This window comes from Pseudomonas sp. IT-P100, assembly GCF_949767185.1.
In the GTDB taxonomy this organism is placed as follows: domain Bacteria; phylum Pseudomonadota; class Gammaproteobacteria; order Pseudomonadales; family Pseudomonadaceae; genus Aquipseudomonas; species Aquipseudomonas fluorescens_B.
This window is the reverse complement of sequence record NZ_CATKQK010000058.1, coordinates 180,985-194,914: the sequence shown is the minus strand read 5'-3', so window position 1 is coordinate 194,914 and position 13,930 is coordinate 180,985. Positions and strand designations below refer to the sequence as shown.

The following is a 13,930-nucleotide window of genomic DNA, read 5'->3' as shown; positions in this document are numbered from 1 at the left end:
TTCGCGACCCAGCGGGAGCAAGCTCCCTCGCCACACACACACACAGGCCCGCTCCCACAGGTTGCTCATCAGGGTGCGGGAGGTTTCTTCGCGCCTTTTTTGCCCTTTGCGGGTTTGTGCGTTTTTGCCGGCGTTACTGGCGCGATCGGTTCAGGGCTAACCACTGGAACCGGATCGGCTTCGCCGGGTGAGCGGGTCAGGCTGAACCCCGGCAGCGGCACATCGAGCAGCGTGTGCAGCTCGCACCAGAACGGGTTGTCCGCACCGTTGGTCTGCAGTTCCGGCAGCAAATTGGCGACAGCCGCCAGCACTTGTTGGCGTTCTTCGACCGCACCCAGCATCAGGGGCAGGCTGTCCAGGCTTTCCTGAGGGTGGGTGGCAACCAGCAGTTTTTGCAGGCGAAGGGTTTCACGCAGGTCCAGCGGCTCGGCGCTGTAGTCCTGCAGCAGTACTTGCAGTTGCAGGATCAGTTTCTCGACGCTTTGCTTGCCCGGTTCATCGCCGTCGCGGCCCAACAGGAACAGGATCCGGATCAAGGCTTCCATCAAACCACCAAGGGGCAGGGCGTCCTGAAGGCGTTCGGTCAGGGCTTTATCATGCTGCCTGGCATGCGCCTGGAGATCTCGCCCCGGAGTATTGCCGGCGAGGCTATTGAGGACGCCATACACGCCATAAAAACTCATCTCCTGAGCGGCATCACGCAGGTCCCGATAGTCGTTCAAGGCGTCCTGTATCTGGTTGGAAAACAGTTCCTGCCAGGCCAGCAACGGATTGGACGGGCTGGCGGGATGTCGCTCCTTGTTCACTTGAGCGGCACTGCCCGCCAGCCACCAGAGCGCCGGGTTCATACTGTTCCACATCACCTGTTGCTGGTGAAACGGGTGGGCCTTGCGCATCAGTTCGGCGGTCGGCTCGTTGATCAACTGACGCAACCACGGCCGTACAAATCCGTCATAAAGCGTGTTGTTGAAATCAGAGGCACGTTCGACCAGTGCGAACTCGCGATCGTCGTCACGGGGCGGCTGCACTTTACCGTGGATGTCGGCGATACGCCTTCGCTCGAAACGCACGGCGTACGGCGTATCCGAGTTTTCCGGCAGGTCATCGATGAGCATTTCATAGAGTCCGCCCGGCAACTCATTGATCGCGTCGACCGCGCCCAGCAACTCACGGTGTTCACGCCGCGCCACTTCACCCGACACGAAGATGCCCAGGTGACCGATGCTCGCGTGCCGCAGGTAAACGATTGTGCGACCGGCATTTTGCAGGGCGAGATCGCTGGGATAGACGTCGGTGATCCAGTCCAGCGCCTGTTGTGGCGAGGTGATGTTGTCGCCATAGGAGCAGAACACTACCACCGGCACTTCGATGCGTTTAAGGTCGAGCCCGCTGCTCTTGCGCCCGAGGCCGCCGGACAGCTGATTGCCGATGAACAGGTCGTCGACAATCATTTCGATCTCTTCGCCATTGAGCAGGGTCGGGCTGCCCCACCAGCGTTCGAAGTCCAGAAAGCGCGGGGCTTCGCTGTCGACTTCGCTGAACAGGTGGTAGTACTTGCCCCACCAGGTGTTGGCCGGGTCGAGGCTTTCGAAATTGCTCACCAGCCAGGTGCCGTCGAAACGGTCATTGCCCAGGTCGCTGCCCAGGCGCGCCATCCAGCCGCCACCCAGCAAACCGCCGGTGTAGCGCATCGGATTGCGCCCGTTGACGCCGGCCCAGTACGACAAAGGTGCACCATTGACGATGATCAGTCCTGGCAGTTCCGGGCGGGTCGCCGCCAGGCCCATCAATGCCCAGCCGGCCTGGCAGTTGCCGATCACCACGGGTTTTGCGCTGGCGGGATGTCGCGCGCTGACTTCTTCGAGGAACCGCGCCTGGGCTTCAACGATGTCCGCCAGGGTCTGCCCGGGGCATGGCGAATGGCTGAACGAGATGAAGTAGGTCGGATGGCCGGCGCGCAGGCTTTCGCCGATGACTGAATCCTGCTTGAAACCGCCAATCCCCGAGCCGTGACCGCCGCGTGGGTCAATGATGATCACCGGCTGTTTTTTGCTGTCGAGCCGTTGCCCTGGCCCTGCGAGGATCTGCAGCAACGAGTAGTTGACCGGGCGAAGCAGGTCTTCGCCGGCGATCAGGGTTTCATGATCGAACTTGAGCAGCAGCGGATACCCGGCGCGTTCGTGGGCCAGGGTGTTGTCGCCACGCTGACGCAAGGTGTCCCAGAACAGCACGCTGCGTTGGCCCAGGTCGGTGAGGTATTCCTGCCAGTCAGCGGCGTTCGGCTGGGTGAGTAGCCCAAGGCTGGAAGGCGCGTAGGTTTTGGCCTGGCGCTGTTGCACGGCGTCGAGAACGTTGAGGGTGTTGAGGCGCTGGAGATGGTTCAGGTGCTCGAACAACCCGGACGGGGCTGAAAGCCCTTCATCTTGCAGCGCAATATTTTCTTCCTGACCCATCGTGAACTCCTGACGCCATGCGTGGGAATGTTGCCCTGACTAATAGAAGCCAAGCCGGCCATTCGATTTTCACGAGTGTATAGGGAATATCAGTCGAGGAAGCGAACTTTATTGTGCGCCGCACAAAATAGCCATTGCCAAATGGTTTTGTGCACTGCAATATCAATCCGGCGCGATGACTGGCAGGATCGCTATCGCGTCCTCAGGCCCATCCGGGCCTTCCCGTACCAGGAGATCCAAGCATGTCTTTTTTCAACCCGGAAAATCTGCAAACCGCTCAGAAAGCCAACCTCGACCTGCTGCAACAAATCAGCGGCAAAGTGTTCGCCAGCGTTGAACAGCTGAGCCAGCTGCAGTTCAAGGCACTGCGCGACTCCACCGAAGAACATTTCGAAGGCGTTCGCAAATTGCTCGCCGTGCGCGATGCCCAAGGCTTTGCTGACTTGCAGGCATCGTTCACCCAGCCGAGCGCGCAAAGCGAGCGCCTGGCCGAGTTCAATCGTCAGGTTCAGGCGCTGATCGTGGGTACGCAGTCGGACATCGCCAAACTGACGTCGAGTCAGGTCGAGGCTGGTACCCAGCAGGTGAATGAGTTTGTTGAGTCGATCAGCAAGCATGCACCGGCCGGCTCCGAGCCTGTAGTGGCTGCATTCAAGTCGGGCCTGGCGAATGCCGGTACGGTGTTTGAAAGCGCACAGAAAGCCGTGAAACAGGCTTCCGATGTGGCTCAGAGCAATTTTGACGCCGCCACTGCCGCTGCCGCCAAAGCGGCGCCAGAAGCCAGCGCCAAGACCACCAGCGGTAACAAGTAAGTCAAATCAGGCCGGCGGCACAAGAAATGGCGATGGGTTTATTCCCCATCGCCATTTTTTTTCGGCCCGTTATCGGTGCCGGGCTTGGCGCCAAACATGCCGAACAGGTTCTGGGTATTGAGGTACAAGGCCTTGGACTGGTCGACATACTGGCGCATCAGGTCCTGCATGACCGGCGCCTGTTGGTGCATGAAGTCGCTCCACGCTTCGGACGATTGCGCGCCGGTCTGGGACTGGATGTCGATGACGGTCTGGATACTTTTGTCCAGGTAGCTGCCCAGTACACCCTGATATGGACCGTAGAACTGGATAATCCCCATCAGCATGTCGCTGGTGAATATCGGCTCACCGCCGCTTTCGGCTTCCAGAATCACTTGCAGCAGGATGCTGCGCGTCAGATCCTCGCCAGACTTGGCATCGACCACCTGAAACGCAATCTTGTCGACGACCAACTGGCGTATGTCCGCCAGGGTCAGGTGACTGCTGGTGTGGGTGTCATACAGTCGGCGATTGGGATACTTCTTGATCAGGCGGGGGGTGTTCCGACTGTTATCTGGCATGCGGGGCGTCTCGTGGCGAGCCTGGTTTTCAGGCATCTTAACCTACTATGATCACTGCCGCGGGATGGTTTCAGGGGAGGGCGGGCAGGTCCATTTCCATAGTGCTTCTGAGGCGGCTTTCGCGAGCAGAAGTTCTTAATTGGTCACAAGTCCTGCGTGGGAGTAAGCCCGCGTTCTTAGAAGCTTTTTATTGTGATGCCGCTCATCTCAGGAATGAAAAAAGGCCATTACGGCAACGGCGCGAGGCAACGTGGTCTCGCTTTACTCCTACAGAACACTCTTACAGCGATGAGCCCCAAGTGAAGAAGACTGGCCAAATAGCCAGTACTTTTGACAACCAATCGGCTTAACGGAATCGTCCTACGCTAAGTATCGAACCGTCTGACTGCGCCAATGGGTAGATCCACGCAAAGTCCCGTGCCTATAACAGACACAGGGACATGTGGATGCTCAGCGATGCCAGGCAAGTCGTTTTCAAACTCGACATTGAAGGTTTTTCCCACGACCTTCAGGTACTCGAATTCCACGTCAGGGAAGCGCTGAATCAACCCTACAAAGTCAAACTCGAACTGGTCAGCGAACGCCCCGACCTGGACCTCGAGTCTCTGCTGCATCGCCCGGCTTTTCTGCGCTTTGATCCTGACGACGCCGGTATTCACGGGCAGGTCCATCAAATCGCCCAAGGCGATTCAGGCAAACGCCTGACCCGCTATCAGATGACCCTGGTGCCCCAGCTCGCCTACCTCACCCACTGCCACAACCAGCGTATTTTTCAACACCTGAGCGTGCCGAAAATCATCGCCAGCGTGCTGAAAGACCAAGGAATGCAGCCCGATACCTGGCGCTTCCAGTTGAACGCCGAGTACCGACCACGGCTGTATTGCGTTCAGTACGAGACCGGGCTGCATTTCCTCCAAAGGTTGTGCGAGGAAGAAGGTCTGCACTTTCATTTCGAGCACAGCCCCGACGGGCATGTGCTGGTGTTCGGCGACGATCAAACGAGCTTTGCGAAACCCTCCCAGTCAACCGCGTACAGACCAGGCAGTGGCATGGTCGCCGAAGTGCCGGTGGTCGACCGTTTCAAACTGCGGCTGGAAACCCGACCGACCCACGTCAGCCGTCGTGACTACGACTTCGAGAAGCCGCGCCTGAAACTGGAAAGCGAGGCCAAAAACCCGCTGCTACCGCACCTTGAGGATTATGGTTTCCCACCCTGTTCACCGTATTGGAATTTGGCGGAACCTGGCTGTACAACCGCCACAACCTTAGCGCTCATGATAAATGGCTGATAACCACGCCCTGGAGTCTGGATACGGATCATCGCGGCGACCATACCCTTGATGAATATCAAAGTTATCTGGCTTATTTGCTTCACGCTCCGTATGTGCAACTGGGTCCGAACAAGCATGACTCCTGGCTGAAAGACCTGCTGTTAAAGGCCAGGCCCAAAGACATTCATCTGGTGTTGCCAGGACTCAAGCTCAACGATTTTCAACCGCCTCTGAACGGTCAACCGACTCATCGTCTGGGGATTGGCGCCCACCGTCTTTCCGCTCCCCTCCACAGTCGTGGTGTACCGCGAGAGCGCAAGGACGTCATCAGCGAGGAAATCACGGATAACCTGCGCATCGTGCAAGCAGGACCTGACCGGCTGGTGCTGTGCCTGCAGTATCCCGTGGACCCAGACTCCGAATTTACTCCGGCCTCCGAAACACTGGAGTTGGCAGTCTGTATCCAGACCCTGAATGCCAAGGGCGTGTGGGTTTCTCGCATTCGGGTCATTCACCTGAATCCTCGGGGTGAAGGCCACTTTCCGGTGTTGGCCACTCAATCCGTTACCGAGCATCCGCCGCTGTTGCGGGTTGAAACCCATTTGCTGGAGTTGGCCGACCATGCCCACCAACCTTGATAGCGCCCTGCCTGTGCCGCACCTTGAGCAGCCCCGAAAAGCAGGAGATGTGGAACCGTTTCCCAGTGGGAAGACTACCTATCTTGCGCCGTTGCCATTACCGACAGCGCTGCCGCCGCACGGTCCGCATATCGGGGAACTGAATGAGGTGTACATGGACTTCGGGCTGGGATCACCGCAAGTCTTTATGTGGCAGATGACTCTAGGCTTACCATTCAGTGGTGCCTTCTCGATTGCATTTCTATTTCCGCTAATCGGCGGCTTCATGTTTTTCGTATTCGGCATGGGGTGGGACGATATTTCTCACGCCATAGAGGGGATCTTCCATGAAACTTATGGACTTGCCTTGGTAACCGGCTTTGTAACCCTACTCATCGGCCTCGGCGTCTGGCGCCACAACCACAACAAACGCGCCGCCATCATCCCCACTCGCTTCAACCGCCAACGCCGCGAAGTCTGCTTCATGCCCGAAGGCGCCACCGAACCGCTCTTCGCCCCCTGGGAATCCCTCTCCGCCTGGGTCATCGAAGCCCAAGGCGCGACCCAATACGGCATCCACCGCCAATACGGCATGGGCATCGGTTTCCAGCACGGCGAAACCCTGACCAGTGTCGAATTTCCCTGCTTCGGTCTTTCCCTCGCCATCAGCCACTGGGAAGCCATCCGCGGTTACATGGAATTCGAAATCCACGACCTCAAATCCATTCAGGACCCGCAAGACCTGCAAGGCCCCGACGATCCCCCCCACGAAGGCCTGCACACCTTCCACAACGCTCGCGCACGCATGCATCAGCAAATCCGCGACGACCAACGGGGTCGGGTATCTGGCTTCTTCTGGTACCTGTACCACGTCATGACCCTGTGGACGATTCCCAATCACCTGACCGAATGGGAAATCCGCCGCCTCCAGAAAATGGCCCCGCAGGCCATGCCCGAAGTGATGCGCCAGTGGTCCGAGCCGTTGCCGAAGGAACAATGGGCGAAACCGAGTGAAGATTTGCTCAGGATGAGCGATCAGGTCCGCGCCCTGCATAAACGCCAACCGCGACGCCCGATCACCGAGATCTTTGCGGAGGTGCAGCGATTGAATCCGACCGACAAACGTCGCGCATGAGCTGTTTTTTCGGTGCTACCCGATATCAAGCTCAGCGCGACCAATAGGCCCCCTTGTAACTACCAGGCATGCTTACCAGATCGGCAACGTGTAGCTGACAATCAAACGGTTTTCATCAAGATCGCTGCCGAAATTGGTCGAGCGAACGGTCGCATTACGCCATTTTACCCCGACGTTCTTCAACGGCCCGCTTTGCACGACATACCCGATATCGGTATCACGCTCCCATTCCTTGCCTTCCGGGCGGTTGCCGCCCAGGTCGATATTGTCACCGGTGATATAGCGGGTCATGAACGTCAGGCCGGGCATTCCGAGGGCGGCAAAGTTGTAGTCGTAACGGGCCTGCCAGGATTTTTCGTCCTTGCTGGCGAAGTCGCCGATCTGCACGAAGTTCACCAGGAACGCATCGGTGCCATTGACGTAGGCATACCCGGTGTCGCCACTCATGCCCTGATAACCCAGGCCGAACGCATGCCCGCCGAGGCTGTAAGTGAACATCGCACCGATGGCGTTGTTATCGACATTGCTGCCGCCATCATCGGTGGAGCGGGCGAAGCGCAGGTCGGTCTTCAACGACTGGCCGGTGGTGACCGGCAACACATAGGTCAGGTTGACCAGGTGCTGGCTGTAGAAATTGTCGAGGTGACCGTAGCTGTAGCCGGTGGCGAGGTTACTGGTCCATTTGTAGTTGAGGCTGGCGAAATCGAAGCTGTCGCTATCCAGATGGCGGCTGGTGATGCCCTTGGCGCCGGTACGGGTGATGCCCATGTCCTCGTAGTCCGAGGAGTCGCGCTGGTTGACCTGCGTCAGTCGACCGGCATCCACGCTCAGGCCTTCGATTTCCAGGGAGGTCAACTGACCGCCCTTGAAGGTTTGCGGCAACAACCGTGAATCGTTAGCCAGCACCGTCGGCAGCTTGGGCAGCAGCGTGCCGAGTTTCAGCGTGCTTTTCGAGGCGCGCACTTTGGCGGTCAGGCCCAGTTCACCGTACTCGTCCTGAGCGCCTTTGCGCGTATCGCGATGACGCTGGAGCACACCGGAACCGGCGCGATCCGGGCTGGAGTCGAGTTTGACGCCCAGCAGGCCGATCGTATCGAAACCAAACCCGATCATCCCCTCGGTAAAGCCGGATTCGTAGCGCAGCAGGAAACCCTGCGCCCATTCCTCCTGTTTCGATTGCGCCGCGTTGGCCTGACGGTAATCACGGTTGAAGTAGAAGTTACGCAGCTCGAGGCTGGCCTTGCTGTCCTTGATAAAGTCAGCAGCGGCGGGGGCCGAGAGGCTGATGACGCCACCGGCCAGCAACAGTCGGGTAGCGAGAATGCGGGTGTTGCGATCCATGTGAAGCCCCTTTGTTTTTATTATGGAATGACGGCTTGTGCGACCCTCGCCAACCGGGCGAGGGCTTATCAATAAAAAACGCGGACACCGAAAAGAGAGGAGCGTGGCGCCGCGTGCGGTTCAATCGTTAGAACTGCTCGGCACTCAGACCGAACAACGAGGCGCTGCCGGCGCGAATCGACTGCTCGAGGCTCAAAATGCGCGGCAGCAAGCGGTGGATGTAGAAGTCGGCGGTGGCGATCTTCGCCCCGTAGAACCCTTCGTCTTCGCCGCGTTTTTGCTGGGCCACCTGTGCCATGCGCGCCCACAGCCAGGCGTAAGCGACATAACCGAACAGGTGCAGGTATTCCACGGAAGCGGCGCCAACTTCGTTGCGGTTGGTCGCCGCCCGGTCCTGTAACCAGTCGCTGAGGTCTTCCAGGCGCTGCACGGCATCGAACAGTTGCGCGGAGTAGGGCGCGTCAGGCTGGTGGGCAAAATGGCGAATCTCTCCGGTGAACTGACGCAGCGCGGCACCGTTGTCAGCCAGCACCTTGCGCCCGAGCAGGTCCAGCGCCTGGATGCCGTTGGTGCCTTCGTAGATCTGGGCGATGCGCACGTCGCGGACCAATTGTTCCTGGCCCCATTCGCGGATGTAGCCATGGCCGCCGAACACTTGCTGGCCGTTGATGCAGCTTTCCAGACCGGTGTCGGTGAAGAAGGCCTTGGCAATCGGTGTCAGCAGGGCGACCAGGGTTTGCGCGGTGTCGCGTTCTTGCGCGTCATCGGAAAATTTCGCCAGATCGAGCTGCTGTCCGACATAACTGGCGAACGCGCGGCCACCTTCGGTCATGGCTTTCATGCTGAGCAGCATGCGGCGCACGTCGGGGTGAACGATGATCGGATCGGCGACTTTGTCCGGGGCCATGGCGCCGGTCGGGGCGCGGCTCTGGATACGTTCACGGGCGTAGGCCACGGCGCTCTGGTAGGACGCTTCGGCGCAGCCAATGCCCTGAATGCCGATGGACAGGCGTTCGTAGTTCATCATGGTGAACATCGCCGCGAGGCCTTTGTTGGCTTCGCCCACCAGCCAGCCGCTGGCACCGTCGAAATTCATCACGCAAGTGGCCGAGGCCTTGATGCCCATCTTGCGTTCGATCGAACCGCAACTCACGGCGTTGGCGTCACCGAGGGAACCGTCGGCATTGACCAGCACTTTGGGCACCACAAACAGCGAGATGCCTTTTGGCCCCGCCGGTGCGTCGGGCAGTTTGGCCAGCACCAGGTGGATGATGTTTTCGGTCAGGTCCTGATCGCCACCGGTGATGAAGATCTTGCTGCCGGTGACGCTGTAACTTCCGTCGGCCCGAGGTTCGGCGCGGGTGCGGATGAGCCCCAGGTCGGTACCGGCATGGGCTTCGGTCAGGCACATGGAACCGGCCCAGCGACCTTCGTACATCGGCGGCAGGTACAGCTCTTTCAAGCTGTCGCTGGCGTGGGCATCCAGTGCCAGGCAGGCACCGGAGCTCAATGCCGAGTACAACGCGAAGCTTGAATTAGCGCCGTAAAGCATCTCTTCAAACTGCACCGCCAGCATCTTCGGCATGCCCATGCCGCCGTATTCGGCGTTACCGGACAAACCGACCCAGCCACCTTCGATGTAAGTCGCATAAGCCTGTTTGAAGCCGATCGGCGTCGTGACCTGGCCTTCATGCCACTGCGCGCCTTCTTCGTCGCCGCTGCGGTTCAAGGGTGCAATCAGGTGCGCGGTGACTTTCCCCGCTTCCTCAAGGATTGCGTCGGCGATGTCGGCATCGATGTTGTCAGCCAAGGCAGGCAGGCGCGCCCACAGGGCAGGGGCGTCGAACACTTCATGCAGGACGAAGCGCAGGTCGCGCAGAGGGGCTTTGAATTCGGGCATAACGTGAACCTCGACAGGACGGTTGTGCACGGCGCCGCAACCGGGCGCCGTGCCTTTCAATCAATGACTGGAAGCGGCGGCAGCACCAAGACCGGTCTGGGCGCGCACGAACTGGTCGGCGTAGGCATCGCGTTCCTTGTCGGCCCGCACGCTGCGGTCGAGGCGGGACACGACGACGATCACCAGGAACGCCAACGGCATGGAGAACAGCGCCGGGTGGTCGTAAGGGAAAATCGCGTGAGCATGACCGAGCACGGTCACCCACACGGCCGGGGACAGGATCACCAGCACCAGGGCGCAGATCAGGCCGGCGAAACCGCCGATGATCGCGCCTTTGGTGGTCAGGCCTTTCCAGTACATGGCCATGATCAGTACCGGGAAGTTGGTCGAGGCGGCGATGCCAAAGGTCAGGCCCACCAGGAACGCGACGTTCATCTTCTCGAACAGAATGCCCAGCAGAATCGCGATGACGCCCAGGCCCACGGTGGCCATGCGGGTCACGCGCATTTCCTGTTTCTGGGTGGCTTTGCCTTTCTTGAACACGGTGGCGTAAAGATCGTGGGAAATCGCCGAAGCACCGGCCAGGGCCAACCCGGAGACCACTGCAAGAATGGTGGCGAAGGCCACGGCCGAGAGGAACCCGAAGAACAGGTTGCCGCCCACCGCTTTGGCCAGATGCATCGCGACCATGTTGCCGCCGCCGATCAAGGCACCGCCGACTTCGCCGTTGACGTAGTACTGCGGATCGGTACCGATGATCACCATCGCGGCGAAGCCCAGGGTGCACACCACCAGGAAGAAGAAGCCGATGAACCCTGTGGCGTAGAACACCGATTTACGCGCTTCCTTGGCGTTGGGCACAGTGAAGAAACGCATCAGGATGTGCGGCAGGCCGGCGATACCAAACACCAGTCCGAGGGACATCGAAGCGGTGTTGATCGGGTCGGCGAGCATTGAACCGGGGCCCATGATGTTCCAGCCGCTGGCATGCGCCTCGACCGCTTTGGTGGCGAGGGTTTCGTAGCTGAAGCCGAACTGCGACATGGCCATGACCGCGAGGGTCGTACCGCCGGCCAGCAGCAGCACGGCTTTGATGATCTGTACCCAGGTGGTGGCGATCATCCCGCCGAAAATCACATACACCAGCATCAACGCGCCGACGATCATCACGGCTACCGGGTAGTCGAGACCGAACAGCAATTTGATCAACTGGCCGGCACCGACCATCTGCACGATCAGGTAGCAGCACACCACCGTCAACGAACCGAACGCGGCGAAGATCCGTACTTTGTTCTGGTCCAGACGATAGGAAACGATGTCGGCAAAGGTGTAGCGCCCCAGATTGCGCAAGCGTTCGGCCATCAGGAAGGTGATGATCGGCCAGCCGACAAAGAAGCCGATGGTGTAGATGAAACCGTCGTACCCCTTGGCGAACACCAGGCTGGACAGCCCCAGCAATGTGGCGGCGGACATGTAGTCACCGGCAATCGCCAGGCCGTTTTGAAACCCGGTGATACCACCGCCGGCGGTGTAGAAGTCAGACGTGGATTTGGTCTGGCGTGCAGCCCACCAGGTGATCGCCAGCGTGCCGAGGACGAACAGGAAGAACATGCCGATGGCATGCAGGTTCAGCGGTTGTTTTTCTATGGTGCCCAACGCAGGTGCGGCGAGCACAGCGGAAGCCGGCAACAGGCACGCTGCGGCGAGGATGAGTTTACGCATCACTTGCTCTCCTCAAGAATGGCGGCGCCCAGCGCGTCGAAGCGCGTGTTGGCGCTGTAGACATACCAGCCTGTCAACAGCCAGGAAAAAATGATGATCGCCGCGCCAACCGGCATGCCCAGGGTCAACATCCGATGCTCGCCAAGCGGTGCGTGCAGCCACTGCGGGGCAAACGCCACCACGAGCATGAACAGGTAATAAGTGCCCAGCACGGCAGCACTCAACGACCAGGCCAGGCGCGAACGGCTGCTGACCAATTGAAGGAATTTCGGGTTGGTCCGAATACGTTCACAGCGTTGGGTATCGGTTGCATGGATGTCGATCATGGTGCGCTCCACATTGTTGTTGTTATCGGTGTGAGGTGGCCGGCCGTGCAGGCCGAATCCGGCGTGCACGAGCCCGAAGCGGCAGGTAAGGCACCTGCCGCCTGATAGGTGAAACGTGGGTGAGGGTTAGAGAGCCTTGGCCCTGTCGCGCAGCACGTACTTCTGGATCTTGCCGGTGGAGGTCTTCGGCAACAGGGTGAAAATCACCGTGCGCGGGACTTTGAAACCGGCGAGGTGTTCGCGGCAGAAACCGATGATGTCGGCTTCGCGAACGTCCTGGTGATCAGCCTTCAAGGTGATGAAGGCGCAGGGCGTTTCGCCCCATTTTTCATCGGGACGGGCGACTACTGCGGCCTCCATCACACCTGGATGGCGGTAGAGCACGCCTTCGAGTTCGATGGTGGAAATGTTCTCGCCACCGGAAATGATGATGTCTTTGAGGCGATCCTTGATTTCGACATAACCGTCGGGATGACACACCGCCAGGTCGCCGGTATGGAACCAGCCACCCTCGAACGCTTCAGCGGTGGCCGTCGGGTTTTTCAGGTAGCCCTTCATCACGGTGTTACCGCGCATGAACACTTCGCCGATGGTCTGACCGTCGCGCGGGGTCGGCTCCAGCGTCTTCGAGTCGCCGACCATCACGCCTTCGAGCGTCGGGTAGCGCACACCCTGGCGGGATTTGATCTGCGCCCGTTCTTCCAGCGGCAGTTCATCCCATTCGGAATGCCAGGCGCACAGCGTCACCGGGCCATAGGTTTCGGTCAGGCCGTAGACGTGGGTGACCTTGATGCCCATTTCTTCCACGGCGCCAATGACTTTGGCCGGCGGTGCAGCACCGGCGACCATGGCGTTGACCGGGTGATCGATGGCGGCCTTCGCCGATTCCGGCATGTTGACCAGCGCATTGAGCACGATTGGCGCGCCGCACAGATGGGTGATCTGGTGTTCACGGATCAGCGTGAGGATTTTCTGTGGATCGACCCGGCGCAGGAACACATGCACACCGGCCAGCGCAGTGATGGTCCACGGGTAGCACCAGCCGTTGCAATGGAACATCGGCAGGGTCCAGAGGTACACCGGGTGATTGCCCATGGCCCAGGTCATCTGGTTGCCCAAGGCATTCAGATAAGCGCCGCGGTGGTGATAGACCACGCCTTTCGGATTGCCGGTGGTGCCGGAGGTGTAGTTCAGCGAGATGGCCTGCCACTCGTCCACTGGCCATTGCCAGGCGAATGCCGGATCGCCCTCGGCCAGCAGGGCTTCATAGTCCAGATCGCTGACGGCCTGACCTTCGCCGTACTCCGGGTCGTTGACGTCGATCACCAGCGGCGGGTGATCCAGCATGCCGATGGCGGCATGAATCACATTATGGAACTCGCGGTCGGTGATCAGCACCTTGGCCTCGCCGTGCTGGAGCATGAAGGCAATGGCTTCGGCATCCAGGCGTACGTTGAGCGGGTTGAGCACGGCGCCGATCATCGGTACGCCAAAATGCACTTCGAGCATTTCGGGGATGTTGGGCAGCATCACCGCCACGGTGTCGTTCTTGCCGATGCCGCGACCGGCCAGCGCCGAGGCCAGGCGTCGGCAACGGGTGTAGGTCTGCGCCCAGGTACGGCGAATGGAGCCGTGGATGACGGCGGGGTAGTCTGGGTAAACGTTGGCCGTACGCTCAAGAAAACTGAGCGGAGACAGGGCGATGTGATTGACAGCCGAAGGGCTTAGCCCCTGTTCATAGATCGACATGTGCGGGTACTCGGTGGCTGATTGTTAGCTCTATCGGTGGCCCT

General features: G+C 59.7%; 10 protein-coding genes and 1 pseudogene. 4 read left to right on the top strand and 7 right to left on the bottom strand.

Going from position 1 to position 13,930, the window contains the following annotated elements:
• Positions 1-68 precede the first annotated feature (68 nt).
• Positions 69-2,453 carry a DUF3141 domain-containing protein gene (locus ACM6IQ_RS29025; RefSeq protein WP_414880472.1) on the bottom strand — a complete coding sequence of 795 codons (2,385 nt, stop codon included), beginning with the start codon at positions 2,451-2,453 and terminating at the stop codon, positions 69-71.
• A 242-nt stretch (positions 2,454-2,695) separates the two neighbouring features.
• On the opposite strand from ACM6IQ_RS29025, the gene phaP reads away from it, so the two are divergent.
• Positions 2,696-3,265 (top strand): TIGR01841 family phasin, encoded by a 570-nt coding sequence (phaP, locus tag ACM6IQ_RS29020; protein ID WP_017338800.1) that lies wholly within the window; start codon positions 2,696-2,698, stop codon positions 3,263-3,265.
• 38 nt (positions 3,266-3,303) lie between these two features.
• On the opposite strand, the gene phaR is transcribed toward phaP, so the two are convergent.
• Positions 3,304-3,825, bottom strand: coding sequence for a polyhydroxyalkanoate synthesis repressor PhaR (gene phaR, locus ACM6IQ_RS29015; RefSeq protein WP_414880471.1), 522 nt, complete (start codon positions 3,823-3,825; stop codon positions 3,304-3,306).
• 446 nt (positions 3,826-4,271) lie between these two features.
• Between phaR and tssI the strand changes: the two are divergent.
• From tssI to ACM6IQ_RS29000, 3 genes and pseudogenes are all read left to right on the top strand, one after another.
• Positions 4,272-5,036 (top strand): annotated as a pseudogene (gene tssI, locus ACM6IQ_RS29010) (type VI secretion system tip protein TssI/VgrG); the annotation flags it as partial.
• A 173-nt stretch (positions 5,037-5,209) separates the two neighbouring features.
• Positions 5,210-5,734 carry a hypothetical protein gene (locus ACM6IQ_RS29005; protein WP_414880470.1) on the top strand — a complete coding sequence of 175 codons (525 nt, stop codon included), beginning with the start codon at positions 5,210-5,212 and terminating at the stop codon, positions 5,732-5,734.
• A gap of 265 nt (positions 5,735-5,999) precedes the next feature.
• Positions 6,000-6,848, top strand: a complete 849-nt coding sequence (locus tag ACM6IQ_RS29000) for a hypothetical protein (protein WP_414880469.1) — start codon at positions 6,000-6,002, stop codon at positions 6,846-6,848.
• A gap of 72 nt (positions 6,849-6,920) precedes the next feature.
• On the opposite strand, the gene ACM6IQ_RS28995 is transcribed toward ACM6IQ_RS29000, so the two are convergent.
• The 5 genes from ACM6IQ_RS28995 to ACM6IQ_RS28975 form a co-directional block, all read right to left on the bottom strand.
• On the bottom strand, positions 6,921-8,189 hold the full coding sequence (locus tag ACM6IQ_RS28995) for an OprD family porin (RefSeq protein ID WP_414880468.1): 1,269 nt from the start codon (positions 8,187-8,189) through the stop codon (positions 6,921-6,923).
• 127 nt (positions 8,190-8,316) lie between these two features.
• Positions 8,317-10,089: an acyl-CoA dehydrogenase C-terminal domain-containing protein gene (locus ACM6IQ_RS28990; protein ID WP_414880467.1), complete on the bottom strand. Its 1,773-nt coding sequence runs from the start codon at positions 10,087-10,089 to the stop codon at positions 8,317-8,319.
• A 60-nt stretch (positions 10,090-10,149) separates the two neighbouring features.
• Positions 10,150-11,811 (bottom strand): cation acetate symporter, encoded by a 1,662-nt coding sequence (locus ACM6IQ_RS28985; protein WP_414880466.1) that lies wholly within the window; start codon positions 11,809-11,811, stop codon positions 10,150-10,152.
• Entirely contained in the window at positions 11,811-12,137 is a 327-nt protein-coding gene (locus tag ACM6IQ_RS28980) for a DUF485 domain-containing protein (protein WP_031318916.1), read from the bottom strand. Before ACM6IQ_RS28980 ends, ACM6IQ_RS28985 begins: the two co-directional genes overlap by 1 nt.
• Before the next feature lie 126 nt (positions 12,138-12,263).
• Entirely contained in the window at positions 12,264-13,886 is a 1,623-nt protein-coding gene (locus ACM6IQ_RS28975; RefSeq protein ID WP_017338806.1) for an acyl-CoA synthetase, read from the bottom strand.
• Positions 13,887-13,930 lie beyond the last annotated feature (44 nt).

What these genes read in the sequence shown, in the direction of transcription:
- ACM6IQ_RS29025 (WP_414880472.1), bottom strand. Translation starts at nt 2,453, where the DNA reads ATGGGTCAGGAAGAAAATATTGCGCTGCAAGATGAAGGGCTTTCAGCC.
- ACM6IQ_RS28975 (WP_017338806.1), bottom strand. Translation starts at nt 13,886, where the DNA reads ATGTCGATCTATGAACAGGGGCTAAGCCCTTCGGCTGTCAATCACATC.
- ACM6IQ_RS28985 (WP_414880466.1), bottom strand. Translation starts at nt 11,811, where the DNA reads ATGCGTAAACTCATCCTCGCCGCAGCGTGCCTGTTGCCGGCTTCCGCT.
- ACM6IQ_RS28995 (WP_414880468.1), bottom strand. Translation starts at nt 8,189, where the DNA reads ATGGATCGCAACACCCGCATTCTCGCTACCCGACTGTTGCTGGCCGGT.
- ACM6IQ_RS29000 (WP_414880469.1), top strand. Translation starts at nt 6,000, where the DNA reads ATGTTTTTCGTATTCGGCATGGGGTGGGACGATATTTCTCACGCCATA.
- ACM6IQ_RS28980 (WP_031318916.1), bottom strand. Translation starts at nt 12,137, where the DNA reads ATGATCGACATCCATGCAACCGATACCCAACGCTGTGAACGTATTCGG.
- ACM6IQ_RS28990 (WP_414880467.1), bottom strand. Translation starts at nt 10,089, where the DNA reads ATGCCCGAATTCAAAGCCCCTCTGCGCGACCTGCGCTTCGTCCTGCAT.
- phaR (WP_414880471.1), bottom strand. Translation starts at nt 3,825, where the DNA reads ATGCCAGATAACAGTCGGAACACCCCCCGCCTGATCAAGAAGTATCCC.
- phaP (WP_017338800.1), top strand. Translation starts at nt 2,696, where the DNA reads ATGTCTTTTTTCAACCCGGAAAATCTGCAAACCGCTCAGAAAGCCAAC.